At 73.4% G+C, this 24,667-nt stretch carries 20 protein-coding genes; 10 read left to right on the forward strand and 10 right to left on the reverse strand.

The window, feature by feature from the left end; translation table 11 throughout:
* Positions 1–13: 13 nt before the first annotated feature.
* Positions 14–5,476: an ATP-binding protein gene (locus tag FYX01_RS08885; RefSeq protein ID WP_150239484.1), complete on the forward strand. Its 5,463-nt coding sequence runs from the start codon at positions 14–16 to the stop codon at positions 5,474–5,476.
* A gap of 40 nt (positions 5,477–5,516) precedes the next feature.
* On the opposite strand, the gene FYX01_RS08890 is transcribed toward FYX01_RS08885, so the two are convergent.
* Together FYX01_RS08890 and FYX01_RS08895 are read right to left on the reverse strand one after the other, a co-directional pair.
* Complete coding sequence (locus tag FYX01_RS08890) at positions 5,517–5,864, reverse strand: hypothetical protein (protein WP_150239486.1); 348 nt, start codon at positions 5,862–5,864, stop codon at positions 5,517–5,519.
* A complete protein-coding gene (locus FYX01_RS08895; RefSeq protein WP_150239488.1) occupies positions 5,861–8,398 on the reverse strand; it encodes a DUF4118 domain-containing protein in 2,538 nt (845 codons plus the stop codon). The genes FYX01_RS08890 and FYX01_RS08895 overlap by 4 nt, the downstream gene beginning before the upstream one ends.
* 248 nt (positions 8,399–8,646) lie before the next feature.
* Between FYX01_RS08895 and FYX01_RS08900 the strand changes: the two genes are divergently transcribed.
* Positions 8,647–9,375 (forward strand): response regulator, encoded by a 729-nt coding sequence (locus FYX01_RS08900; protein WP_150239490.1) that lies wholly within the window; start codon positions 8,647–8,649, stop codon positions 9,373–9,375.
* Complete coding sequence (locus FYX01_RS26070; protein WP_190394243.1) at positions 9,372–9,536, forward strand: hypothetical protein; 165 nt, start codon at positions 9,372–9,374, stop codon at positions 9,534–9,536. Before FYX01_RS08900 ends, FYX01_RS26070 begins: the two co-directional genes overlap by 4 nt.
* Positions 9,537–9,581: 45 nt before the next feature.
* Here FYX01_RS26070 and FYX01_RS08905 read toward each other — a convergent pair whose 3' ends face one another.
* On the reverse strand, positions 9,582–10,487 hold the full coding sequence (locus FYX01_RS08905) for a helix-turn-helix domain-containing GNAT family N-acetyltransferase (protein WP_150239492.1): 906 nt from the start codon (positions 10,485–10,487) through the stop codon (positions 9,582–9,584).
* Between the two features lie 107 nt (positions 10,488–10,594).
* Between FYX01_RS08905 and FYX01_RS08910 the strand changes: the two genes are divergently transcribed.
* The 3 genes from FYX01_RS08910 to FYX01_RS08920 all read left to right on the forward strand — a co-directional run bounded on the left by FYX01_RS08910 (position 10,595) and on the right by FYX01_RS08920 (position 13,557).
* A complete protein-coding gene (locus FYX01_RS08910; RefSeq protein WP_150240044.1) occupies positions 10,595–11,941 on the forward strand; it encodes an FAD-dependent oxidoreductase in 1,347 nt (448 codons plus the stop codon).
* Between the two features lie 5 nt (positions 11,942–11,946).
* Positions 11,947–12,417: an MFS transporter gene (locus FYX01_RS26075; protein WP_223830360.1), complete on the forward strand. Its 471-nt coding sequence runs from the start codon at positions 11,947–11,949 to the stop codon at positions 12,415–12,417.
* Positions 12,418–12,492: 75 nt separating this feature from the next.
* Positions 12,493–13,557 carry a flavin-containing monooxygenase gene (locus FYX01_RS08920; protein WP_150239494.1) on the forward strand — a complete coding sequence of 355 codons (1,065 nt, stop codon included), beginning with the start codon at positions 12,493–12,495 and terminating at the stop codon, positions 13,555–13,557.
* A gap of 37 nt (positions 13,558–13,594) precedes the next feature.
* On the opposite strand, the gene FYX01_RS08925 is transcribed toward FYX01_RS08920, so the two are convergent.
* The 3 genes from FYX01_RS08925 to FYX01_RS08935 all read right to left on the reverse strand — a co-directional run bounded on the left by FYX01_RS08925 (position 13,595) and on the right by FYX01_RS08935 (position 16,175).
* Positions 13,595–14,674: an ArsO family NAD(P)H-dependent flavin-containing monooxygenase gene (locus tag FYX01_RS08925; protein ID WP_150239496.1), complete on the reverse strand. Its 1,080-nt coding sequence runs from the start codon at positions 14,672–14,674 to the stop codon at positions 13,595–13,597.
* Between the two features lie 107 nt (positions 14,675–14,781).
* Complete coding sequence (gene arsB, locus FYX01_RS08930) at positions 14,782–15,864, reverse strand: ACR3 family arsenite efflux transporter (RefSeq protein ID WP_150239498.1); 1,083 nt, start codon at positions 15,862–15,864, stop codon at positions 14,782–14,784.
* On the reverse strand, positions 15,864–16,175 hold the full coding sequence (locus tag FYX01_RS08935) for an ArsR/SmtB family transcription factor (RefSeq protein ID WP_150239500.1): 312 nt from the start codon (positions 16,173–16,175) through the stop codon (positions 15,864–15,866). The genes arsB and FYX01_RS08935 overlap by 1 nt, the downstream gene beginning before the upstream one ends.
* 180 nt (positions 16,176–16,355) lie before the next feature.
* Between FYX01_RS08935 and FYX01_RS08940 the strand changes: the two genes are divergently transcribed.
* Entirely contained in the window at positions 16,356–16,787 is a 432-nt protein-coding gene (locus FYX01_RS08940; protein ID WP_150239502.1) for an arsenate reductase ArsC, read from the forward strand.
* A 25-nt stretch (positions 16,788–16,812) separates the two neighbouring features.
* On the opposite strand, the gene FYX01_RS08945 is transcribed toward FYX01_RS08940, so the two are convergent.
* The 4 genes from FYX01_RS08945 to FYX01_RS08960 form a co-directional block, all read right to left on the reverse strand.
* Positions 16,813–17,742 (reverse strand): universal stress protein, encoded by a 930-nt coding sequence (locus FYX01_RS08945; RefSeq protein WP_150239504.1) that lies wholly within the window; start codon positions 17,740–17,742, stop codon positions 16,813–16,815.
* A gap of 355 nt (positions 17,743–18,097) precedes the next feature.
* Complete coding sequence (locus FYX01_RS08950) at positions 18,098–20,014, reverse strand: heavy metal translocating P-type ATPase (RefSeq protein WP_150239506.1); 1,917 nt, start codon at positions 20,012–20,014, stop codon at positions 18,098–18,100.
* On the reverse strand, positions 20,011–20,400 hold the full coding sequence (locus FYX01_RS08955; protein WP_150239508.1) for an ArsR/SmtB family transcription factor: 390 nt from the start codon (positions 20,398–20,400) through the stop codon (positions 20,011–20,013). Before FYX01_RS08955 ends, FYX01_RS08950 begins: the two co-directional genes overlap by 4 nt.
* Positions 20,401–20,469: 69 nt before the next feature.
* Positions 20,470–21,489 (reverse strand): LacI family DNA-binding transcriptional regulator, encoded by a 1,020-nt coding sequence (locus FYX01_RS08960; protein WP_150239510.1) that lies wholly within the window; start codon positions 21,487–21,489, stop codon positions 20,470–20,472.
* Between the two features lie 113 nt (positions 21,490–21,602).
* Here FYX01_RS08960 and FYX01_RS08965 point away from each other — a divergent pair, with 113 nt between their 5' ends.
* Genes FYX01_RS08965 through FYX01_RS08975 form a run of 3 tightly spaced genes read left to right on the forward strand, consistent with a single transcriptional unit; the run spans position 21,603 to position 24,377 of the window.
* Positions 21,603–22,736 (forward strand): Gfo/Idh/MocA family protein, encoded by a 1,134-nt coding sequence (locus FYX01_RS08965; RefSeq protein ID WP_150239512.1) that lies wholly within the window; start codon positions 21,603–21,605, stop codon positions 22,734–22,736.
* Positions 22,729–23,634 (forward strand): DUF6807 domain-containing protein, encoded by a 906-nt coding sequence (locus FYX01_RS08970; RefSeq protein WP_150239514.1) that lies wholly within the window; start codon positions 22,729–22,731, stop codon positions 23,632–23,634. The genes FYX01_RS08965 and FYX01_RS08970 overlap by 8 nt, the downstream gene beginning before the upstream one ends.
* Positions 23,631–24,377, forward strand: a complete 747-nt coding sequence (locus tag FYX01_RS08975) for a cupin domain-containing protein (RefSeq protein WP_150239517.1) — start codon at positions 23,631–23,633, stop codon at positions 24,375–24,377. The genes FYX01_RS08970 and FYX01_RS08975 overlap by 4 nt, the downstream gene beginning before the upstream one ends.
* The last annotated feature ends 290 nt before the right edge of the window (positions 24,378–24,667 follow it).

The raw sequence follows: 24,667 nt of genomic DNA on the forward strand, positions 1-24,667 counted from the left end.
AGGCTCGGTCGGGTTGTTCAGTCGTATCGCCATCGTCAACCGTGGTGAGGCCGCCATGCGGCTCATCCACGCTGTACGGGACATAGCCGCGGAGACCGGGGAACGGATCGAGACCGTCGCTCTGCACACCGACGTCGACCGCACGGCCGCATTCGTCCGTGAAGCGGACCTGTCCCACGACCTCGGTCCGGCGTCCGCGCGTCCGTACCTCGACCTGAAGGTGCTGGAGCGCGCGCTGGTGGAGACCGGTGCCGACGCCGCGTGGGTCGGCTGGGGCTTCGTCGCGGAGGACCCGGCGTTCGCGGAGCTGTGCGAGAGGATCGGCGTCACCTTCGTCGGACCGAGCGCCGAGGCCATGCGCAAGCTCGGCGACAAGATCGGCTCCAAGCTGATCGCCGAGGAGGTCGGCGTGCCGGTCGCGCCGTGGAGCCGCGGCGCGGTCGAGACCCTGGACGCCGCCCTGGCGGCGGCGGCCGAGATCGGCTACCCGCTGATGCTGAAGGCGACCGCGGGCGGCGGCGGGCGCGGTATCCGTGTGGTCACGGACGAGACCGAGCTCGCCGACGCCTACGAGCGCACCAGCCAGGAGGCCGCGCGGGCGTTCGGCAGCGGCGTCGTGTTCCTGGAGCGCCTGGTCACCGGTGCCCGGCACGTCGAGGTGCAGGTGATCGCCGACGGCGAGGGCACCGCGTGGGCGCTCGGCGTCCGCGACTGCTCGGTGCAGCGGCGCAACCAGAAGATCATCGAGGAATCGGCGTCGCCGGTGCTCAGCTCCGCACAGGCGGACGAGCTCAAGGTCTCGGCCGAGAGGCTGGCCGTCGCGGTCGGTTACCGCGGCGCGGCGACCGTGGAGTTCCTCTACCACCCCGGCGAGAAGCTGTTCGCGTTCCTGGAGGTCAACACCCGTCTGCAGGTCGAGCACCCGATCACCGAGTCCACCACCGGACTCGACCTGGTCAAGGCTCAGCTGCACGTGGCGTCCGGCGGCAGTCTCGAGGGCGAGCGGCCGGTGGAGCGCGGGCACGCCGTCGAGGCCCGGCTGAACGCCGAGGACCCCGACCGCGACTTCGCGCCCTCCCCGGGCCGTATCGTGCGGCTGGACCTGCCCGCCGGACCGGGTATCCGCGTGGACACCGGTGTCAGCGAGGGCGACACCATCCCCGCCGACTTCGACTCGATGATCGCGAAGATCATCGCCTACGGCCGTGACCGCGGGGAGGCGCTCGGCAGGCTGCGCCGGGCGATGGCGCGGACCACCGTGGTCATCGAGGGCGGCGCGACGAACAAGAGCTTCGTACTCGACCTGCTCGACCAGCCCGAGGTGATCGACGCCAGCGCGGACACCGGCTGGATCGACCGCGTCCGCGGCGAGGGCGGGCTCGTCTCGCACCGGCACTCCGCCGTCGCGCTGGCGGCCGCCGCCATCGAGGCCTACGAGGAGGAGGAGCGCGTCGAGCGGCAGCGGCTGCTGTCGACGGCGTTCGGCGGACGCCCGCAGGTGCAGCACGAGAGCGGTCGTCCGCTGGACCTGAAGCTGCGTGGAGTCGGCTACCGCGTGCGCGTCGCGCGGATCGGCGCGCACCGGTTCCGGGTGGGCGTCGAGGCGGGTGCGGACGTCCGTACCGCCGACGTCGAGCTCAACCGCTTCGACCGGTACACCGGGCGGATCGTCGTCAACGGCACCCGGTACCGCCTGCTCACCGACACGCACGGGCCGATCCACCTGGTCGAGGTGGACGGCGTGACGCACCGGGTCAGCCGGGACGAGGGCGGCGTCGTCCGCTCGCCCGCGCCCGCGCTCGTCGTCGCCACGCCGCTGGAGGTCGGCGCCGAGGTCGAGGCGGACGCGCCGGTGCTGGTGCTGGAGAGCATGAAGATGGAGACGGTGCTGCGGGCGCCGTTCAGGGCACGGCTGAGGGAATGCGTCGTGTCCGTGGGCAGCCAGGTGGAGACCGGTGCCCCGCTGCTGCGGCTGGAGCCGTTGGCCGAGGACGCCGAGGCCGAGGGCTCCTCGGCCACCGGGTCAGTCGAGCTGGACCTGCCGGCCGCGTCCGAGGAGGCTCCGGCGCGGGAGCGGCTCACACGCGGCCGGCAGGACCTGCGCAGCCTGCTGCTGGGCTTCGACGTCGACCCGCACGACGAACGCCGGGTGCTCGACGACTACCTCGCCGCGCGCCGGGCGGTCGCCCGTGGCGGCCACCGGCCGCTGGCCGAGGAGCTGGAACTCGTCGACGTGCTCACCGACCTCGCCGAGCTGAGCCGCAACCGGCTCGCGGGTGAGGACGGCGACGGCGACAACCACGTGCACAGCCCCCGTGAGTACTTCCACACCTACCTGCAGAGCCTCGACGTGGAGCGGGCCGGGCTGCCGGCGTCCTTCCAGGCCAAGCTCGCCAGGGTGCTCGGGCACTACGGGGTCACCGAGCTGGAGCGGTCCCCCGAGCTCGAAGCCGCGGTGTTCCGGATCTTCCTCGCCCAGCAGCGCGTGTCCGCCGACGTCACGGTCGTCACGACGCTGCTGCGCACGTGGCTGCGGGAGCCGCCGCCGGACGAGGCGCTGCGCGAGCCCGTCGGCCTCGCGCTGGAGCGGCTGGTGGCCGCGACGCAGGTCCGCTTCCCCGTGGTCGCCGACCTCGCGCGCGGCGTGGTGTTCGCCTGGTTCGGACAGCCGCTGCTGCGCCGCAACCGCGCCCGCGTCTACGCCGGAGTCCGCAAGCACCTGCGCCACCTGGACGCGCACCCGGACGCGCCGGACCGCGCCGAGCGCGTCGCCGAGATGGTGCGCAGCACCGAGCCGCTGGTCCGGCTGCTCGGCCAGCGGCTCGTCCGCGACGACCTGGACAACGCGGTCATGCTGGAGGTGCTGACCCGGCGCTACTACGGCAACAAGGGCCTCACCAGTGTCCACACCAGCGAGGTCGCGGACTGCACGTTCGTGGTCGCCGAACGCGAGGGCTCACGCGTGGCCTCCTCCGCGGTGGGCTTCGACGCGCTGGGCAGCGCGCTGCGCGGGCTCGCGGAACTGGCCAACGGCGAGGAGGCGGTCGACGCCGACATCTACCTCGCCTGGGAGAAGCAGCCGGAGGACTCCGACGCGATGGCGGCCGCCCTGCACGAGGCCCTCAGCGTGTACCCGCTGCCCGACCGGGTCCGCCGGATCACCACCACCGTCGCGGGCAGGGGCGGCGCGGTGATGCACCACCACTTCACGTTCCGCCCGTCGGGCGCCGGGATGGCCGAGGACCGGCTGATCCGCGGCCTGCACCCCTACATCGCCCAGCGCATGCAGCTGGAGCGGTTGAGCGAGTTCGACCTGACCCGGCTGCCGTCCGCGGACGAGGAGGTCTACCTCTTCCAGTGCGTGGCGCGGGAGAACCCCTCGGACGACCGCCTCGTGGCGTTCGCGCAGGTGCGCGACCTGACCGAGCTGCGCGAGCACGACGGCAGGCTGGTCGCGCTGCCGACGGCCGAGAACACCATCGCCGCCTGCCTCGACTCGATCCGCCGCGCGCAGGCGCAGCGGACGTCGAGGAAGCGCTTCAACACCAACCGGATCGTGGTCTACGTCTGGCCGCCGATCGACATCACCCGCGCGGAGCTGGAGATGCTCGGCGGGCGCGTGCTGCCGACGACCGCGGGCGCCGGTCTGGAGGAGATCCTGTTCATCGCGCGACAGCGCGACCGTGTGACCGGCGAGCTGTCCAAGGTCGCCGTGCGCATCTCCTTCGACGCCGCCGGCGGCACTGAGCTGACCGTCAGCGAGCCGTCGGACGAGCCGATCGAGCCCGTCGACGACTACCGGCAGAAGGTGCTGCGCGCGAGCAGCCGCAACACGGTGTACCCCTACGAGCTGACCGGCCTGCTCGGCGACTTCGTCGAGCACGACCTCGACGACGACCACGCACTGGTGCCGGTCGACCGGCCCAGGGGGCGCAACACCGCGGCGATCGTCGCGGGCGTGGTCACCACGCCGACCCCGCGGCACCCCCAGGGCGTCACCAGGGTGGTACTGCTCGGCGACCCGACGAAGTCGCTCGGCGCGCTGTCGGAGCCGGAGTGCCGCCGCGTGATCGCGGCGCTGGACCTGGCCGAGCGGACGCGGGTGCCGCTGGAGTGGTACGCGCTCTCCGCCGGAGCCCGGATCTCCATGGAGTCGGGCACCGAGAACATGGACTGGGTGGCCGCGGTGCTCAAGCGGATCGTGGAGTTCACCCAGGACGGCGGCGAGATCAACATCGTGGTCGCGGGCATCAACGTCGGCGCGCAGCCGTACTGGAACGCCGAGGCGACGATGCTCATGCACACCAAGGGCATCCTGGTGATGACGCCGGACTCGGCGATGGTGCTCACGGGCAAGCAGTCGCTCGACTTCTCCGGCGGCGTGTCGGCCGAGGACAACTTCGGCATCGGCGGCTACGACCGGGTGATGGGCCCGAACGGGCAGGCGCAGTACTGGGCGCCGAACCTGACCGCCGCGCGGGACGTGCTGATGTCGCACTACGACCACACCTACGTCGCACCGGGCGAGGAGGTGCCGCGGCTGGCGGAGACGAACGACCCCGTCGACCGCGACGTCTCCGACTTCCCGCACACCGTGGAGGGCAGCGACTTCGCCACCGTCGGCGAGATCTTCTCCGCCGAGGCCAACCCGGACCGCAAGAAGCCCTTCGACATCCGGACCGTGATGCGGGCGCTCTCCGACCAGGACCACCCGGTGCTGGAGCGCTGGGCGGGCATGGCCGACGCGGAGACCGCGGTGGTGCAGGACGTGCATCTCGGCGGCGCACCGGTGTGCCTGCTCGGCATCGAGTCGCGGTCGGTGCAGCGGCGCGGTTTCCCGCCCACCGACGGCCCGGACACCTACACCGCGGGCACGCTGTTCCCGCGGTCGTCGAAGAAGGCCGCGCGGGCGATCAACGCGGCCAGCGGCAACCGGCCGCTGGTGGTGCTGGCGAACCTGTCGGGCTTCGACGGCTCACCGGAGTCGATGCGCAGGCTGCAGCTGGAGTACGGCGCCGAGATCGGCCGCGCGATCGTGAACTTCCGCGGGCCCATCGTGTTCTGCGTGATCTCGCGCTACCACGGCGGCGCGTTCGTGGTGTTCTCGAAGGCGCTGAACCCGAACATGACCGTGCTCGCGCTGGAGGGCTCGTTCGCCTCGGTGCTCGGCGGCGCCCCCGCCGCCGCGGTGGTCTTCTCCGGCGACGTCAACGCCCGTACCGCGGCCGACCCGCGCGTGCGGGACCTGGAGGCCCGTGTCGCCGCCGCCTCCGGCACGGACCGCGCCGCGTTGACCGCGGAGCTGGACGAGCTGCGCTCGTCGGTTCGTGTGGAGAAGCTCGGCGAGGTGGCCACGGAGTTCGACCGTGTGCACGACATCCGGCGCGCGGTCGAGGTCGGCTCCGTCGACGCCGTCATCCGCGCCGCGGAACTGCGCCCACGGGTCATCGAGGCCCTGGAGTCCCGCCGGCGCTGACCTTCGAGGCGTACCCGGCGCGCGCCGCACGTGTCGTGCATCAGGCGGTGCCCCGCCGGCCGGCCACCTGCTCCAGCAGGCGGACGGCCGCGTGGGCACCGCCCTCGGCGCGTACCCGCCCGCCCAGGACGCGGGCCCGCTCCACGGTGCCCGCGTCCCGGACCGCGCGGGTCAGGGCGCGGGCCAGCGCATCCTCGGTCAGCCGCTGGCCGCGCAGCGGGGCGGCGCAGGCCCCGGCGGCGTCGCCCTGGGGCCCGGGCTCTCCGGAGGGGAGATCCTCGACCTGCCGGGCTGACCGGACGGCCCCTCCGCCCAGTCGGACAGGTCGCGGCCGGTCGGCCCGGCCCGTTCCCCGGCGGTGGGAGCGCGCCGCCACGCGTTGCGTCACCGGGAGGGGGTCTGCGCCGCGGGCAGGGCCAGACGCAGGGTCAGCCCGCCTCCCGGGGTCGTCTCCGGTTCCAGCGAGCCGCCCATGGCCTCCAACAGCCCGCGCGAGAGGGCCAACCCCAGCCCCAGACCGCTCTCGTTGTCGGTGTCCCCGAGCCGCTGGAAGGGGACGAACATGCGTTCGCGCTCCTGTTCGGGGACCCCGGGGCCGTGGTCGGCGACCACGAGTTCCACCTGCTCGCCCGTCCAGGACGCGGTGACCGTCGGCGGCCGGTCTGGCGGGCTGAAGCGCAGCGCGTTGCCCAGCACGTTCACCAGCACCCGGTCCAGCAGGCCCGGATCGGCCACGACCGGGGGCAGCTCCTCGGGGGCCCGGACCCGCACCCCGCATCCCTGCCCGCCGAGTTCGTCCAGGGCCGAGAACACCGACTCCCTCAGCGACAGGTCCGTGACCGTCACACCCAGCACACCCGCCTGCAGCCGGCTCATGTCCAACAGGTCCGTCACCAGTCGGGACAACCGGTCCAGGGACTCGTCCGCCGTGGCCAGCAGTTCGGCCTGGACCTCCTCGCTGAAGCGCACCTCCCGGCTGCGCAGGCTGGTCACCGACGCCTTGGCCGAGGCCAGGGGAGCCCGCAGGTCGTGGCTGACCGCGGCGAGCAGCGCGGTGCGCATCCGGTCCGCCTCCGCCAGAGGACCGGCCGTGGCCGCCTCCCTGGCCAGCCTCTCCTGGCGCAGGGCCACGGCGGCCTGCGCGGCGAACGCCTCGATGATGCGCCGGTCGCCCGCGCGGGGCCGGCGCCCGTGCAGCACCAGGCTCAGCGACTCGTCCACGGGAACGTCCGCGTCGCTCTCGCCCGGGGCCTCGCACGGCCGTTCCCCGACGGAGGCGACCACCTCCCAGGTGTCGGGGTCCTGGCGGCTGTCGGGGCGCGCGGAGATGCCGGGCCTGCGCTCCAGCAGGGCCACCGACTCCAGGGAGAAGGTCTCGCGCAACCGCTCCAGCAGCGCCTTCAGGGGTCGTGAACCGCGTAGCACGCTCCCGGCCATGGTGGCCAGCGTCTGGGCCTCGGCGCTGGCCTGCGCCGCCTCCCGCGTGCGCCGCGCCGCCTGGTCGACCACGACGCTCACCGCCACGGCCACGAACACGAACACCACCAGGGCGAGCACGTTGCGCGGGTGACTCACGAACAGGGTCTGGTAGGGCTCGGTGAAGAAGAGGTTCAGCAGCACGGACCCGCTGAAGGCCGCCACCAGCGCGGGCCACAGCCCGCCGACCAGCGCCGCCACCGTCACCGTCGCCAAGACCAGCAGGATCCCGTTGCTGAGGTAGTCCTCGCCCCGGGGCAGGCCGGTTCCCAGCGCCAGCAGTGCCAGCGCGGTGACCACCAGCGCGTACCCCGCGATCCTGCGGCGCCGTGAGACCGACCCCGCCCTGGGGCGGCGCTGTGGCCTGTTCGCCTCCTCGTGGGTGACCAGGTGGACGTCGATCGGCCCGGACAGGGTCGTGGTGGTCACCCCGACCCCCGGCCGCAGCAGGTTGGCGAGTCTGCCGCGCCTGCTGGCGCCCACCACCAGCTGGGTGGCGTTGACACCCCGGGCGAAGGCGATCAGCGCGCTGGGAACGTCCTCGCCCAGGACCTGGTGGTAGGTGCCGCCCAGATCCTCCACCAGCATCCTCTGCCTGGCGAGCAGCGCGGGGTCCGCGCCCACCGGGCTGTTGCCCAGGGACACGTGCACGGCCAGCAGGTCGGCGCCCCGGCTGCGGCCCGCGATACGGGCGGCCCTGCGGATGAGCGCCTCTCCGCCGGGACCGCCGGTCAGGGCCACGACCACGCGTTCGCGGGGGTGCCACTCCGAGGCCGTCGCGTGCTCGGTACGGTACCGCTCCAGTTCGTCGTCCACGCGTCCGGCCAGCCACAGCAGTGCCAGTTCGCGCAGGGCGGTCAGCGTACCGATCCGGAAGTGCCGTCCCAGCGCGGCGTCGACCCTGTCCAGGCCGTAGACGTTCCCGTGCGCCAGTCGGCGCCGCAGCGCCTCGGGTGTCATGTCCACGAGTTCGACCTGGTCGGCCTCGCGGACCCAGGCGTCGGGCACGGTCTCGTGCTGGCGGACTCCGGTGATCTGTTCGATGACGTCGTTGAGGGACTCCAGGTGCTGGACGTTGAGCGTCGACAGCACCGTGATGCCCGCCTCCAACAGGACCTCGATGTCCTGCCAGCGCTTGGCGTTGCGCGCTCCCGGGGCGTTGTCGTGCGCGAGTTCGTCCACGAGCACGACCCGCGGGCGCCGGGCGAGCACCGCGTCCAGGTCCATCTCCTCGAACCGCTCCCCCCGGCAGGTGAGCACCGCGCGCGGAACGACATCCAGGTCGTCGACCATGGCCTGCGTCAGCGTCCTGCCATGGCTCTCCACGAAACCGATCACCACGTCGGCGCCGCGGTCGCGGCGCCTGTGCGCCTCGTCCAGCATCCGGTAGGTCTTGCCCACACCGGGCGCCGCGCCCAGGTAGACGCGCAGGTGGCCGCGTGTCATCGTGTACCTCCTTCCCGCCCCATCCTCCCCGGCCGCGAGGGCGGTTCCGAACATTCGACTGCTAACGGGGCGCTGATTCCCGCTCCGCCGATGCCAAGAGAGCGTCGTCGCGCTTGCCCGCGCCGACGGCGCCGCCCCGGAGCCGATCCGGCGCACGCGTCGTCGGAAGGCTCCGGTGCTGCGCTCCTACCATCGTGAACAGGCCCCATCCGGGGCCGGGGAATCCGGACGGGCAGGAACGGACCAGCATGGACACGGAGACCGGCACGGACAAGGGCGGCGGGGCGCCGGCTGTCCTGGTCGTCGACGACGACCCCCTCATCCTCAGGACGCTGGAGGTGAACCTGCGCGCCCGCGGCTACACCGCCTACCTGGCCGACACCGGGGAGCACGCGCTCAGGCTCGTCGCCCGTTACCGCCCCGACCTGCTCCTGCTCGACCTGGGGCTGCCCGGGATGGACGGCCTGGAGGTCCTGCGGGGGCTGCGCGGATGGACGGACGTGCCGGTGGTCGTGCTCTCGGGGCGCGACACCGAGGCGATGAAGGTCGAGGCGCTGGACATGGGCGCGGACGACTACGTGATCAAGCCCTTCGGCATGGACGAGCTGTTCGCCCGGGTGCGTGCGGCCATGCGCCGCTCCACGGCGCCCGAGTACGAGGAGCCGGTGGTCACCGCGGACTTCACGATCGACCTGGCCGCCAAACAGGTCGTCAAGGACGGCGCCCCGGTGCGGCTGACGCCGCGGCAGTGGCACATCGTGGAGGTCCTGGCACGCGACCCCGACCGCCTGGTCACCCACAAGTACCTGCTCAACGAGGTGTGGGGCCCCTCCTACGGGCGTGAGACCAACTACCTGCGGGTGTTCATGACCAAGATCCGCCAGCGTCTGGAGCCGGATCCGCCGCATCCGCGCTACTTCCTCACCGAGCCCGGCCTGGGCTACCGGTTCCGGCCGGAGGGGAACGGCGGGGCGTGAGCGCCGATATCGGCAGGGCGCCGGCGCCCTCACGTGCCCCGCGCGTCCTGGTCCGGTTCAGCGCCGTCGCGGACCGGAGGCTGCGCGGCCTGGCCCGATGTGCCCAGCCGCCCCAGCTGAGGGTGGCGGCCTTCGGGCCCTGGTCCTGGCTGTGGCGCTGACGCTGATGACCGCCGCCCCGTTCACGCTGGACCGGTCGCCTCCGGTCAGGGCTGTGGGGCGTCCTGGGGAGCGCAGCCGCAGGCGGCGGCGGAGCACTCCTCCCCCTCCGGGCGCCGCCGCTCCAGCAGGACCGTGTCCCGCCAGACACCGTGGTGCCGGGCGATGCGCTCGCGCACGCCGACGGTGCGGAAACCGGCCTGGTGGTGCAGGGCCAGGCCGGCGCGGTTCTCGGGGAGGACCGAGGTCTGCAGGGTCCACAGCCCGGCGTGGTCGGCCTCGGTGACCTGCCGGTACAGCAGCGCCTTGCCCACGCCCCGGCCCCGTGCGCCCTCGGCGACGTAGACGGAGGTCTCGGCGACCCCGGAGTAGGCCCCGCGGGCGGAGACGGGCGAGGCGGCGGCCCATCCGACCACCCTTCCCCCGGCCTCGGCGACCCAGCGGTGGCCGTCGGCCCACCCGTCCCTGAGGGCGTCCACGCCGGGGACCTCGGTCTCGAAGGTGGCGTTCCCGGTGGCGATGCCCTGGGCGTAGATGTCGCGCACCCGCTCCAGGTCGGCGTCGGCCATGGCCCGGGTGGTGACGTCTGCGGGCAGGTCGGTGGGGCAGCAGGGGCGGGCGTTGAGCATGCCCATGACGGCGTCGGCGGCGTGCGGCAGGCCCGTGCAGCAGGTCGGGTTGATGGCCACGCGGGTGGAGGTGCCCGCCCGGGTCATGGTCACGAAGCCGACCTCGGCGAGCTTGCGCAGGTGGTGGGAGACGGTCGGCTGGCGGATGTCCACCGCGCGGGCGAGTTCGCCCACGCTGATCGACCCCGGGTGGGCGGCGACGGTGTGCAGCAGGCGTACGCGCATCGGTTCGGCCAGGCAGGCGAACCACGCCGCGTAGGTCTCGGCGTCCTGTGCGGGGAGCGTCTCGGATGCGGGTGCTGGGGCGGAGCTCGTCACGGTCATACCCCCATTATCGGTGATGATCTATATCGATGAAAGTCGATGTTGCGTTCATCGATCGGTGTCTATATGGTTCTCTTCATAGACACCAGTCGATGAAAGGGCGTGTCATGGTCGAGGAGCGTACGGTCGTGGTGATCGGTGCCGGTCCGGTGGGGCTCGCCGCGGCGGCGGAGCTGACCGAGCGCGGATTGCCCGTCCTGGTCCTGGAGAAGGGCGACGGTGCCGGAGCGGCGGTGCGCGAGTGGGGGCACGTACGCCTGTTCTCCATGTGGCGCGACCTGGTCGACCCCGCGGCGGAGAAGCTGCTCACCGCCGCCGGCTGGCGGCGCCCCGCCGACGAGGGCTATCCGACCGGCCGGGAGTGGGCCGAGGACTACCTGGCCCCGCTCGCCGACGTCCTGGGGGAGAGGGTGCGCTTCGGCGCCGAGGTCACCGGTGTCAGCCGCCTGGGCCGGGACCGGGTGGTCGACGCCGGACGGCAGGAGCAGCCCTTCACCGTCCGGGTGCGCACCGACCACGGCGAGGAGCGGATCCTGGCCCGCGCGGTCGTGGACGCCTCCGGGACCTGGGGATCGCCCAACCCGGCGGGCGGTGACGGCCTGCCCGCGCTGGGCGAGGCGGCGGTGACCGAGCACCTCTCCTACCGCGTTCCCGACCTGGCAGACCCCGGGGCGCGTGCCCGTCACGCGGGCCGTACCACGGCGGTCGTGGGCCGGGGCCACTCGGCGCTGACCGCCCTGGTCTCCCTGGCCGCGCTGGCCGAGCAGGAGCCCGGCACCCGTGCGGTGTGGGTGCTGCGGCGCGGGGAGGTCGGCGACGCCTTCGGCGGGGGCGCGGACGACCAGCTCGCCGCGCGCGGCGCCCTGGGACAGCGCGCGAGGAAGGCCGTGGAGGCCGGGCACATCCGGGTGGTCACGGGATTCCGTACCGCCGAGGTCCGATCGGAGCGGGACGGGCGCCTGGTGCTGGTGGACGAGGGCGGCCGCGCGCTGGAACCGGTGGGGGAGGCCGTGGTGCTGACCGGGTTCCGTCCCGACCTGTCCCCGCTGTCGGAGATCCGGCTGGGGTTGGACACCACGCTGCAGGCACCGGTGGGACTGGCCCCGCTCATCGACCCCAACGTGCACTCCTGCGGCACCGTCTACCCCCACGGGGCCGAGGAGTTGGCGCACCCGGAGGAGGGGTTCTTCCTGGCGGGGATGAAGTCCTACGGGCGTGCCCCCACCTTCCTCACCCTGACCGGGTACGAGCAGGTGCGCAGTATCGCCGCCCATCTGGCCGGTGACCGGGAGGGCGCGGCCCGGGTGGAGCTGACCCTGCCCGACACGGGGGTGTGCGGCGGCGCGGGCCTGTTCGACGAGCCCGACACCCCGGAGGAGGTCCAGGCACAGGGCGGCTGCTGCGGTCCCGCCCCGCAGACGGTCGACCTGGGCCGGTCGGCTCCGGTGGCGTGACACGCGTGACCTCCGGCGCCTCCGGCGTGTCCGGCGTGCCCGCGCGGGTTCTGACCGCCGCGCGGACACACCGGGGGCTGGTGACCCTGTGCGTCACCGTCACCACCAGTTACGGAGTGCTGTTCTACGCCTTTCCGGTCCTGTCCCCGGCCATCTCCTCCGACACCGGCTGGTCCCTGACCACGGTCACCGCGCTGTTCTCGGCCTCCCAGGTCATGGCCGGCCTGGGCACGGTCGCGGTGGGGCGGTGGCTGCACCACCGCGGTCCACGACCGGTCATGGCGTCCGCCGCCCTGGTCGCTGTCCCCTCGCTGGCGGTACTGGCGTCGGCACGCGACCTGTGGCTCTTCGGCGCTGCCCTGGCCGGGCCCCTGGGCGGCTACCCGGCGGCGTTCACCGTGCTGGGAGCCCTGGCGGCCGCGGGCGCCGCGACCGCGCTGGCCAGCGGTCCCCGCCCGCTCCCGGCCCCGCCCTGATCCGACCGCACACCACCGTGCCGCCACGTTGGGACGGCACGGACCCCCTCCCCGTACCGACGAAGGAGCTCGACCATGGAACACGCGCCCCTGGTGGTCATCGGAGCCGGACAGGCCGGCCTGGCCACGGCCCACGCCGCCAACCGCCGCGGGGTGAGCCCCCTGCTACTGGAGGCCGCCGACCACGTGGGCGGCTCGTGGCCGCACTACTACGACGGCCTGACGCTGTTCTCCCCCGCGCGCTTCTCCGCCCTCCCCGGACGGCCTCTGCCCGGCGACCCGGACCGCTACCCGTCACGCGAGGAGATCACGGACTACCTGCGCGACTACGCCGACCACCTGGACGCCGACATCCGCCGCGGCCGGCGGGTGGAACGGGTCGAGCGCTCGGAGGAGGGCCTCCTTCTCACCACGGACGACGGGTCCCGGGTGCGTGCCCCGGCGGTGGTCGCCGCCACCGGCGGCTTCGCCCGCCCGCACCGCCCGGTCCTGCCGGGACTGGAGGACTTCACCGGTACCGTGCGGCACGCCGCCGAGTACCGTTCCCCCGCACCCTTCGCGGGGCAGCGCGTCGTGGTGGTCGGGGGCGGCAACTCCGGGGTGCAGATCGCCGCCGAACTCTCCGGGGCGGCCCGGGTCAGCCTGGCCACCCGGTCGCCGGTGGCCTGGGCGAACCAGCGGCCCCTGGGCCGGGACATCCACTGGTGGTTCGTGCGCAGCGGTCTGGACGCCGCCCCGCTGCGCCGGGTGTGGGAGAAGGGGCCGACCCTGGTCAGCGACGACGGCCGCTACCGGACGGCGTTCGCCTCGGGCAACCCCGACCGGCGGGAGATGTTCGTCCGACTGGAGGGCGACAAGGCCACCTGGGCCGACGGCACGGTGGAGAGGGTGGACACCGTCCTGCTCGCCACCGGCTACCGGCCCGCCCTGGACCCCCTGGCCCCCACCGGGGCGCTGGACGAGCGCGGGCGCCCGCAGCACAGGGGCGGAGTCTCCACCACCGTTCCGGGGCTGGGGTACGTGGGGCTGGAGTTTCAGCGCAGTTTCTCCTCGGCCACCCTGCGCGGGGTCGGCCGGGACGCGCGTCACGTGCTGCGGCGGATCCTGCCCCGGGGCCGCCGGTGGCCCACCGCGCCCTGACCTGGCGCCGAGCGGCGGCACCCGCGGCTCCGACGCCCTACCCCTCCTGCGCGAGGGCGCCGGTGACCTCGGCGACCGTGGCCTTGGCCGCGCGCCCGGCCCCGATGAGGGTGGCCGAGGCGGGTCCGGTCCAGTCGCCGTAGCCCAGCAGGAACAGGCGGGGCTCGGCCACCGCGCGGGTGCCCTCCAGGGCGATCCGGCCCCGGCCGTCCCGCAGTCCCAGGGGGGCGAGGTGGTCCAGGACCGGCCGGAATCCCGTGCACCACAGGACCGCGTCGCACTCCAGGGCGGTGCCGTCCGCCCAGGCCACCCCGGTGCGGGTGAGCCGCTCGAACATCGGCTCGGCCTTGAGCGCGCCGCGTTCGCGGGCCTCCCGTACGCTCGGCACCACCACGATGTCGCCCAGGTCGCCGATGCCCTCCACCGGTCGGCCGCCGTCTCCTCCGGCCCGCTGGCTCCGGGCGGCGATGTCGAACAGGGCGCGGCCGTCCACGTCGTCGGGCAGGAACCGGGGCGGGCGAAGGGTGACCCAGGTGGTCTCGGCGACCTGGGAGAGTTCGGCGAGGATCTGCGCCGCGGAGTTGCCGCCGCCCACGACGACGACCCGCTGCCCGGCGAACTCCTCCGGGCCCCGGTAGTCGACGGTGTGCGGTTGCCCGCCCGCGAACTCCTCCCGTCCCGCGACGTCGGGCACGTGGGGCGCGAGCCAGGTGCCGGTGGCGCTGACGACGTACCGGGCCCGCCACGTTCCCTCCCGCGCGAGGACCCGCAGCGCTCCGTCCGCCCGCTCGACCCGTTCCACGTGGACCGGGCGGCGCACGGGCAGGCCGTAGCGATGCTCGTACTCGGCCAGGTACCAGGCCACGTGCCGTGCGCTGGGGTAGTCGCGGCCCTCCTCGGCGGGCATCCACCAGCCCGGCAGCATGCTGTGCCCGGCGGGGGAGAACAGCCGCAGCGAGTGCCAGTACTCCGTCCAGGAGCCGCCGGGCTCCTCGCGCGCGTCCAGGATGGCGAAGTCCAGACCGGCCCGCCGCAGGAAGTACCCGGCGGCCAGCCCGGCCTGTCCGCCGCCGACGACCACCACGTCGTGTACGTGCTCCGCGCCGTTCGTCTCCACCGCTCTCCCCGTCGTCGTGCGCGCGTGCGCGCGTGCCCTCACTCCGATTCCCGCGGCCGTCGCGGGCCCGCGCGCACCGAACCACGTGCGGGCCCCGACCGCCGCCGCTACCGCGGTGCGGGTGCGAACCTCCTGCGCCAGGCCAGGGACACGTACACCAGCCCCACCAGCACCGGCACCTCGATCAGCGGTCCCACGACCCCGGCCAGCGCCTGGCCGGAGGTGACCCCGAAGGTGGCGATGGCCACCGCGATGGCCAGTTCGAAGTTGTTGCCCGCCGCGGTGAAGGCCAGCGTGGCGGTGCGGCCGTAGCCCAGCCCGATCGCCTTGCCGAACGCGAACGTGCCGAACCACATGATGACGAAGTAGGCCAGCAGCGGGACGGCGATACGTACCACGTCCAGGGGCTGGCTGGTGATCGTGCCGCCCTGCAGCGCGAACAGCAGCACGATGGTGAACAGGAGCCCGTACAGCGCCCACGGGCCGATCCGGGGCAGGAACGCCGACTCGTAGCGCTCCCGTCCCATACGGCGCTCACCGAGCGTGCGGGTGGCGAACCCCGCGAGGAGCGGGACGCCGAGGAAGATCACCACGTTGAGGGCGATCAGCCAGGGGGAGGCGTCCAGGCCGCCGGTATCCAGGCCCAGCCACCCGGGCAGCAGGTCCAGGTAGAACCAGCCCAGCAGTCCGAAGACCAGTACCTGGAAGACCGAGTTCAGTGCGACGAGCACGGCCGCGGCCTCACGGTCGCCGCAGGCCAGGTCGTTCCAGATGATGACCATGGCGATGCACCGGGCCAGGCCGACGATGATGAGTCCGGTGCGGTACTCGGGCAGGTCGGCCAGGAAGATCCAGGCCAGCGCGAACATCACCGCCGGGCCCACGAGCCAGTTGACCACCAGCGAGGAGACCAGCAGCCGCCGGTCGCGGGTGACGGTGTCCAGCCGGTCGTAGCGGACCTTGGCCAGCACCGGGTACATCATCACCAGCAGGCCCAGGGCGATGGGCAGGGAGATCCCGCCGACCTCCAGCGCTGCCAGGACCTCGTTCAGGCCGGGGACCAGGCGCCCCAGGCCCAGGCCGACGGCCATGGCGAGCAGGATCCACACCGCCAGGAACCGGTCCAGCGTGGACAGCTTCGCCACGACGGAGGAGTCGGCGACGTCGGCCCTCTCGTTGGTCGCGGCCATCAGCAGGGCCTCCGGTTCTCGTGGGCGCAGGTGGAGCGGGCGGTCCGGGCCAGTTCGGCGAGTGCCCCGGACAGCGACTCCAGGGCTTCGGGGCGCAGCCGGTAGTAGGTGAAACGGCCGCAGGGCTCGGTCTCCACCACCCCGGCCTCGCGCAGGATGCGCAGGTGGTTGGACAGGTTGGTCTGGCGCGCACCGGTCTCGTTCATCAGGTGCGTCGTACACAGGGTCTCGCGGGCGAGCAGGGTCACGATCCGCAGTCTGAGCGGGTCGGCCACCGCCTTGATCGCATCAGCATCGACTGACATCAGCATGCGGTGATACTATCGCATCATCATCGGCTGATACGAAGTGAACGGCCCACCACCGACCCCACGGTGCTCCGAGCGGCCGGTCCGCGCGCGATCCGCGACGGGATCGACGCGCATGTCGGTGAGCCCCTGACCTGTCGGCCGTCCCGACCGCCACCACCACCGCATCCGAGAAGAGTAGACATGACCAGCATCGACAAGCCGTCCGTCCTGTTCGTGTGCGTCCACAACGCGGGCCGTTCCCAGATGGCCGCCGCCTGGCTCGCCCACCTGGCCGGGGAGCGTGTCGAGGTCCGCTCCGCCGGGTCCGCGCCCGCCGACGCGCTCAACCCCGCCGTGGTCGAGGCCATGGCCGAGGTCGGCATCGACATCACCGACCAGAACCCCAAGATCCTCACCGTCGAGGCCGTCGAGGCCTCCGACGTGTGCGTCACCATGGGCTGTGGCGACACCTGCCCCGTCTTCCCCGGCAAGCGCTACCTCGACTGGACCCTGACCGACCCCGCCGGACAGGGCGTGGAGGCGGTCCGACCCATCCGCGACGAGATCAGGAAGCGCGTCGAGGGGCTCATCGCCGAGATCGCTCCCGCCGGGAGGAACGCCTCCCCGCGCTGATCCCGGCGGGCACGGGCGCCAGTGGTCAGTTGGCCGCCTCCGCGTGCCTGGGCAGTACCGCGACGGGCACCGTGGCGCCGTGCAGGACGCCCTGGCTGACCGAGCCCAGCAACATGCCGCGGACGCCGCCCCTGCCCCGCGAGCCGATGACGATCAGGTCGGCCTCGGCGCCCGCCTCCACCAGCGCCTCCACCGGGGCGTGCCGGGTGCGCACGGCGCTGACGTCCACACCCTCGGTGGCGTCGTCCACGACCTCGGCCAGGACCCCGGACACCAGTTCCTCGGAGTGGCGCTCCAGCAGGTCGTCGGGCGGGGCCCACCCCGAGGCGGTCAGGGACCCGGTGTCGAAGGGCAGCGGAACGTCCCAGCTGTGCACCACCACGACCGAGGAGCCCTCGTGCGTCGCGGCCCGGTGCATCGCGAAGTCCAGGGCGTTCCGGGAGTCCACCGAGCCGTCCACGCCGACCACGATCCGCTCCGGCCCCGGGTGCGGGATGGAGCGTTCCCGGTGGTGGGGGACGACCACCACCGGGCACTCCGCCCTGGCGGCCAGCCGTACCCCGGACGAACCCGCCAGCGCCGCGCGCACCGAGCCCAGCCCGCGCGAGCCCACGACCACCATGTCCCTCCGTCCGGTGCGGAGCATCAGCGCCAGCGACGGCTCCTCCAGGGCCAGTTCCGTCTCCACCCTCACCCCGGGCCGCAGCTCACGCGCGTGCTCGGCGGACTCGTCCAGGAAACGGCGGCCCTGCTCGGCGATCTCGCGCGAGGGATGGAAGCGGGTGGGGGTGGTGTGGACCGACGCCACCAGCGGCATGGACAGGGCGTGCACGACGTACAGTGGCACCCCCCTGTGCTCGGCCTCGGCGGCCGCCCACTCCAGCGCGCGGCGTGCCGACTCCGATCCGTCGACGCCCACCGCGACCTTGGGGGAGGGTGTTCGTTCGTCAGCCATGTCCTGCCTCTCGTCCGGCGAAGGTGCGTTCCGCGGATACGCGGATACGCGGATACGCGGAGGCCGGGAGGCCCCCGCGCCGCCGGGGCCCGTACGTGCTCCCGGCGGTACGGCGCGGGCGACGCCCTTCCCTGCGCTCCTTCCCCCCGGTACCCGGCTCACCTGGAGGGCAGTCGTGACGGAGCCTCCGAGTTCGTGCTTCCGGTCCCCTGTCCCCGGGACCGACCCGCGTCCCGTCCGCCCCGCCGCGGCTGGGGCCGTGCCGGGGGACGGGCCCCACCGCCCGTGCCGGCCCGCACCGACTGAACCGGACCGGTCCGAACCGGCCCGAGCCCGGGAGGGGCGGCGACCGGGATCACCGCGTCCAGGCACGGGCGCGCAGCAGCCGCAGACCGTTGAGGGCGACGACCACGGTGGAGCCCTCGTGCCCCGCGACGGCCAGGGCCAGTGGAAGGGTGGCGACCAGGTCCCAGGTGACCAGGACGGCGATGAACGCCGCCGCGACGCACAGGTTGGCGACCACGAACCGACGGGCGCGCCGCGACAGCGCGATCAGCCGGGGCAGGGTCGTCAGGTCGTCGCGGACGATGACGGCGTCGGCGGTGTCCAGGGCCAGGTCCGAGCCGCGTCGGCCCATGGCCACCCCGGTGGTGGCCGCGGCCATGGCGGGGGCGTCGTTGACGCCGTCGCCGACCAGCAGCACCCGAGTTCCCCCCTGTTCCAGATCCCGCACCAGGGCGGACTTGTCCTGAGGCAGCAGGTCGGCGTGTACCCGTGGGATACCGGTGGCGGCGGCCACGTGCGCGGCGGTGGCCGCGTTGTCGCCGGTCAGCAGCAGTACCGGCGCTGGGGTGAGGGCGTCCACCGCGGCCACGGCGCCGCGGGCCTCGGGGCGCGGGGCGTCGGACAGGGTGATGCCGCCCAGCACCCGTCCGTCCGCCGTCACGGTGACCCGGGTGCCCACCGGTCCGTCTGGGTCGGCGGCGGCCCGTTCGACCCGCACTCCGCGGCCGTCGACGGTGGCGCGGACCCCGAGGCCGGGCAGCGAGGCGAAGTCCTCCGTCCGGGCCCGGGACGCGTCCAGCCCCCGCTCCCCGGCCGCGGCCAGGACGGCGCGCGCGAGCGGGTGCTCGCTGTAGCGCTCGACCGCCGCGGCCAGGAGGAGCACCTCGTCGGCGCCGTGCCCGGGTTCGGGAGCCACCGCGGTCACCCGTGGGACACCCCGGGTGAGGGTGCCGGTCTTGTCGAAGGCCACCGCCTGGGTCCGCCCGATCTGTTCCATGACGGTGGCGGACTTGACCAGGACGCCGTGGCGTCCGGCGTTGGCGATCGCGGCCAGCAGCGGCGGCATGGTGGAGAGCACCACCGCGCACGGCGAGGCCACGATCATGAACACGATCGCGCGCAGCAGCGCCTCCTCGAAGCCCTGGCCCAGCAGCAGGGGGACGCCCAGCACGAGCAGTGTGGCCACGACGACGGCGGCCGAGTAGCGCTGCTCGACCCTCTCGATGAACAGCTGGGTCCTGGCCTTGGTGGCCGAGGCCTCCTCGACCAGGGCCACGATGCGCGCGACCACCGACTCCCGCGCCTCCCGGTCGACCCGGACCCGCAGCGCGCCGGTGCCGTTGATGGTGCCCGAGAGCACCTCGTCGCCGGGCTCGCGCGGGACGGGGACCGACTCCCCGGTGATGGCCTGCCGGTCCACCTCGCTCACGCCCTCGACCACGGTGCCGTCGGCGCCCACGCGCTCGCCCGGCCGGACCAGGACCGTGTCGCCGACCCGGAGCTCGGTGGTGTCGACGTCCTCCTCGCGCTCGCCGTCGGGGGCGGCGGTCAGGCGCACGGCCCGTTCGGGGGCCAGGGTGAGCAGGGCGCTGACGGAGTCGGCGGTGCGCTGGGTGACCACGGCCTCCAGCGCGCCGGAGGTGGCGAAGATGACGATGAGCAGGGCACCGTCGAAGACCTGGCCGATGGAGGCGGCGGCGACGGCGGCCACGATCATCAGCAGGTCCACGTCCAGGGTCCGCTCCCGGGCGGCGCGCAGGCCGGACAGGGCGGGTTCCCACCCTCCCGTGGCGTAGCAGGCCAGGTACAGGCCCCACCACAGCCACGCGGGTGCGCCCAGGAACTGGGCGGCCCACCCGGCCAGGAACAGGGCCAGCGCGGCGGCGGCCCAGCGCACCTCGCCGAGGCGCGTCCCCGTGGCTACCAGGGAAGGGGGAGGCGGCTGGGCGCGTTCGGCGGGGACCGGCGGGGCGGTGTTGGCGGTCACACGTCACCGCCCCGTGTGCGTTCGGCCGGCGGCGCGACGTTGGCGCGGTGGTGGGCGGGTTCCACGTCCAGGACGTGTTCGGCCTGGTGGACGGCGTCGGCCACCAGCTGGCGGGCGTGCTCGTTGGCCAGGCTGTAGTACATCCGGTTGCCCTCCCGGCGGCACGCCACCACCCGGCCCATGCGGAGCTTGGCCAGGTGCTGGGAGACCGAGGGGCCGGGCTTGGCGAGGCGGTCGGCCAGCTCGTTGACGGACAGCTCGCCTCCGCGCAGGGCGAGGATGATCCGGACCCGGGTGGCGTCGGCCAGCAGGGTGAGGATCTCCACGGCGTACTCGACGTAGGGGCTGTTCTCGTCGAGTCCGCATTTTCTACTAGCTGCATCCATACGCAGATAGTAGATCTGGGTGGCCGGGAGGGGCAAGGCCGGGTGCGTCCGGGAACGCTGCTGTGCCGTTCACCCCTGCCTCGGCGCCGGTCCGGTGGACTCACGCCAGACGATCCTGTTGAGCGGTGCGTCCGAGGCCTCCGGCACGGTGCCCCGGATCGCGGCGACCAGGCGCCGCATGGCGTCGCCGCCCAGCCGTTCGCGGTCGACGTCGACCGTCGTGAGCGCCGGTGAGAGGTACGCGCCCACCGGATTGTCGTCCCAGCCCGTCACGCTGAGGTCCCCCGGAACGCTCCAGCCGCGGTCGAGGGCCCCGCGCACCACACCGGCGGCGACCACGTCGTTCGCCGCGATGACGGCGGTGACGCCGCTTCCCTCCGGCAGGGAGCGCACGGCCTCGCGGCCGGACTCGGCCGACCAGTCCCCCTCGACCACGCCGTGGGACTCCAGGCCGAGGCTTTCGATCGTGGTCACGTACGTCTGCCTGCGCCCTCGGGCCGAGGCGAACTCCGGGGAGCCCGAGACGTGGAGGAAGCGTCGGTGGCCGGCCCCGGCCAGGCCCTCGACGAGGTCGGCCACGACCGAACCGTCGGCGAGCCCGCCGATGCCGCGCATGTCGTCGTCGAAGTCGGCGGAGACGACGACGGGGGCGCCCGCGCCTGGTCCCCGGTCACCGCCGGGAGCGAGCGGAGCCAGGGAGAGGACGCCCTCCACCTGCCCCGAGCCGGCGAGTTCGAGCGTGCGTTCGCCCCGGGCCCCGGGGCCGCCGTCCACGCTCAGGACCTCGACCACGAAACCCTCCGCGCGAGCGACGGCGATGGCGCCGGCGAGCGTCCGGTCCGGACTGAAGGAGCTCACGCTGGGCAGCAGGATCGCCAGGCGCCCGGTCCGCCGTGTGCGCATCGACCGCGCGATGAGGTTGGGCCGGTAGTCGAGCTCCCTGATCGCGGCGTCGACCCGGGCCCTGGTCGACTCCTTGAGCCCTCCGTTGAAACGGAGGTAGCGCGAGACCGTCTGGTGGGAGACCCCCGCGACGCGGGCGACCTCCTTGATGGTCGGCCGTCGCTGCGGTGTGTCGGACGTTGCCATCGGACCCTCTCTCGTACGCGGAAGCACCCTTGACCCAGAGTGTGAACGTTCACTATCTTAGGCCCCGCCACAGATAGTGAACGTTCACTTTTTTCGAGTCCCCAGGGGTGCCCGTGTCCGAACCCAGTCCCCCGATCCGTGTGGCCGTCGTCGGCAGCGGCGGAATCGCCAGGGGCGTCCACCTTCCCGCGCTGGCCGACATGGGCGACCGGGTCGATGTCACCGCCCTGGTCGACCTCGACGAGGCGCTCGTGGAGGCGACCGCGGCTGAATGGGGTGTCCGGGGCCGGTACACCGACGTCGGGGCCATGCTCGCCGCCGAGCGGCCCGGCCTCGTGATCGTGTGCACCCCGCCCGCCGCGCACAAGGACACGGTGACCGCGAGCCTGGACGCCGGTGCCTGGGTGTGGTGCGAGAAGCCGCCGACCCTCTCACTCGCCGAGTACGACCGGATCCGCGCCCACGAGGGCGAGCACGGCCCCTTCGCCAGCTACGTGTTCCAGCACCGGTTCGGTTCGGGTGCCGAGCGCCTGCGCCGCCACCTCTCGGAGGGCACGCTCGGACGTCCGCTCGTGGGCGTGTGCAACACCCTCTGGTACCGGGACGCGGAGTACTTCGAGGCCCCCTGGCGCGGTCGGTGGGACACCGAGGGCGGAGGCCCGAGCATGGGGCACGGCATCCACCAGATGGACCTCATGCTCTCGCTGCTCGGCGACTGGACCGAGGTCACGTCCGTGATGTCCACGACCGCGCGGTCCATCGAGACGGAGGACGTGTCGATGGCGATCGTGCGCTGCGAGTCGGGCGCGACCGTCTCCATGGCCAACAGCCTGCTCTCACCGCGGGAGACCAGCTACCTGCGCTTCGACTTCGAGAACGCCACGGTCGAGTTGGAGCACCTCTACGGCTACGACAACGCGCACTGGCGCTGGACGCCGGCACCGCACGCCGACGCGGAGGCGGCCGCCTCCTGGCAGCCGGAGGAGAACGTGCCGAGTTCGCACAAGGCCCAGCTCAGATCGCTGCTCGACGCGATGGAACGCCGTGAGCGCCCCCGTGCCAGCGGCCACGACGGACGGCGCGCGCTCGAACTCGTCGCCGGGATGTACCAGTCCGCCGTACTCGGCGGGACGGTACGGCGACGGGACCTGACCCCCGCCAGCGGTTTCTACCACTCCATGTACGGGGGCGACGCACGAGCCGCAGCGTCCGTCCTCACCCGAAGGGAGCCGAGCACCGGTGTCTGAGAAACCCACCCTGTCCAGAGGCGACGACGCGCTCACCGTCACGGTGGACGGTACCGAGATCGCGCGCTACGTACTGAGGCCCGACGCTCCGGCCGTCGAAGCCCCCAAACCCTTCCTGCACCCGCTGCGCACGCTCAGCGGTGCACCGCTGAGCGCCACACGGCCGTGGGACCACCGCTGGCACAAGGGCCTGCAGATGACCTGGTCCCACGTCAGCGGGCAGAACTTCTGGGGCGGTCCGACCTACGTACACGGCAGCGGCTACGAGTGGCTCGACAACGTCGGCTCCATCCGCCACGAGCACTTCGAGGACGTCGGCGAACGCGACGACGAGGTCTCCCTCACCGAGCGCCTCAGCTGGTGGACCCCGGACGGTGAGCGGTGGATCGCCGAGGCCCGCACGCACCGGTTCCACTCCGTCGACCCCGGCCGCGGGCTGTGGGCGCTCGACTTCGCGACCTCGCTGACCAACGTGCGGGGCGAGACGCTCGAACTGGGCAGTCCCACCACCGCGGGCCGCGACGCCGCGGGCTACACCGGACTGTTCTGGCGCGGCCCGCGGTCGTGGACCGGAGGCGACGTGCTCAGCTCGACCGGACGCACCGGCGCGGAGGTCATGGGCACCCGGGCGGACTGGATCGCCTTCACCGGGCGGCACGACGAGATCGACGGCGGAGCGACCATCCTCTGCTTCGCCGGTACGACCAGCGGATCGACGCCGGTCAAGTGGTTCGTGCGCTCGGAGCCCTTCCCCGTGTTCAGCCCCTCGCCGTCCTTCGACGAGACGGTCACCCTCGATCCGGACGACGTCCTCAAGCTCCGGCACCGGCTGGTGTTCGTCGACCGGATGTGCGCCACCGAGGAGATCGAGGCACTCGCCGGGGAGTACACGCCATGAGGACACCCCGCTTCCCCGGAGGCACCGCCGTCAGCAACCTCCAGGTCTACGACCGGCAGGCCCCGGACGGTCTGCACGGCGGCACACCGCACGTGCACACCGCGTCGTCGGAGGCCTACGTCGTGGTCGCCGGGAGCGGAGAGGTGCACACCATCACCCCGGACGGTGTCGCGGCCGACGCGCTGGCGGTCGGTACCGTCCTGTGGTTCGGTCCGGGCACCGTGCACCGCCTGGTCAACCACGGAGGGCTCGAGATCACCGTGGTCATGCAGAACTCCGGGCTTCCGGAGGCGGGCGACGCGGTCTTCACCTTCCCACGTGAGGTGATGGCCGACCGCGCCGCCTACGAGGCCGCCGCCCACCTGTCCCAGGACGCCTCCGAGGAGGAGCGCGCCCGCCGGGCCGCGACCCGCCGCGACCTGGCCGTGGAGGGTTACCTGGAACTCGTCGAGTCGGTGGGGGAGGACGGCGGGGCGGCCCTGCGGGAGTTCCACCGGCTCGCGGCGGAGGTGGTCCGCCCCCGTGTGGGGGAGTGGCGGGAGATCTGGCGCGAGAACGTGGAACAGGAGCTGGAGCTGACCCGGCGGCAGTTCGCGTCGCTGGCCCGGGGCGATCCCGGCGTCATGCACGAGGCGGCCCTGGCGCGTACCGAACCGCTGCCCGGACCACGGCGCTTCGGTATGTGCGGGCGGTTGCGCAAGTGGCGGCCGAAGGCCGACCCGCCAGGCGGAGGAGGGGGATAGGCGATTCGGACCCGGTCGGTCCGCCCGGGCGGGGGACCGCGCGGGCGGACCGAGGTTCCGTGGCACGTGGGGCCCCGCGCGCGGCCAGCCTGCGTCGGTGTGCCGGAGATGGCGTGGGAGGCGGCCGAGAGGACCGCGTAACCGGTGCTTCGCGACTCCGGGCAGACCAGCGAGGCGTGGGCAGGCCCCCGGTTCCAGGCCGACCTCCTCGGTAGGGACGTCGCTGATCCGCGATGGTACGGGGATGTGAGCCGAGGGTTTTGTGGTGTGCCGGGCAGGGATCGAACCTG

The sequence above is a fragment of the Nocardiopsis quinghaiensis genome (genome assembly GCF_008638365.1).
Taxonomy (GTDB): domain Bacteria; phylum Actinomycetota; class Actinomycetes; order Streptosporangiales; family Streptosporangiaceae; genus Nocardiopsis; species Nocardiopsis quinghaiensis.

Excerpts from the sequence above, each read along its gene's own strand:
- FYX01_RS08895 (WP_150239488.1), bottom strand. The coding sequence starts at position 8,398 with ATGACACGCGGCCACCTGCGCGTCTACCTGGGCGCGGCGCCCGGTGTG.
- FYX01_RS08900 (WP_150239490.1), top strand. The coding sequence starts at position 8,647 with ATGGACACGGAGACCGGCACGGACAAGGGCGGCGGGGCGCCGGCTGTC.
- FYX01_RS08905 (WP_150239492.1), bottom strand. The coding sequence starts at position 10,487 with ATGACCGTGACGAGCTCCGCCCCAGCACCCGCATCCGAGACGCTCCCC.
- FYX01_RS08910 (WP_150240044.1), top strand. The coding sequence starts at position 10,595 with ATGGTCGAGGAGCGTACGGTCGTGGTGATCGGTGCCGGTCCGGTGGGG.
- FYX01_RS08920 (WP_150239494.1), top strand. The coding sequence starts at position 12,493 with ATGGAACACGCGCCCCTGGTGGTCATCGGAGCCGGACAGGCCGGCCTG.
- arsB (WP_150239498.1), bottom strand. The coding sequence starts at position 15,864 with ATGGCCGCGACCAACGAGAGGGCCGACGTCGCCGACTCCTCCGTCGTG.
- FYX01_RS08935 (WP_150239500.1), bottom strand. The coding sequence starts at position 16,175 with ATGCTGATGTCAGTCGATGCTGATGCGATCAAGGCGGTGGCCGACCCG.
- FYX01_RS08940 (WP_150239502.1), top strand. The coding sequence starts at position 16,356 with ATGACCAGCATCGACAAGCCGTCCGTCCTGTTCGTGTGCGTCCACAAC.
- FYX01_RS08945 (WP_150239504.1), bottom strand. The coding sequence starts at position 17,742 with ATGGCTGACGAACGAACACCCTCCCCCAAGGTCGCGGTGGGCGTCGAC.
- FYX01_RS08955 (WP_150239508.1), bottom strand. The coding sequence starts at position 20,400 with ATGGATGCAGCTAGTAGAAAATGCGGACTCGACGAGAACAGCCCCTAC.
- FYX01_RS08960 (WP_150239510.1), bottom strand. The coding sequence starts at position 21,489 with ATGGCAACGTCCGACACACCGCAGCGACGGCCGACCATCAAGGAGGTC.
- FYX01_RS08975 (WP_150239517.1), top strand. The coding sequence starts at position 23,631 with ATGAGGACACCCCGCTTCCCCGGAGGCACCGCCGTCAGCAACCTCCAG.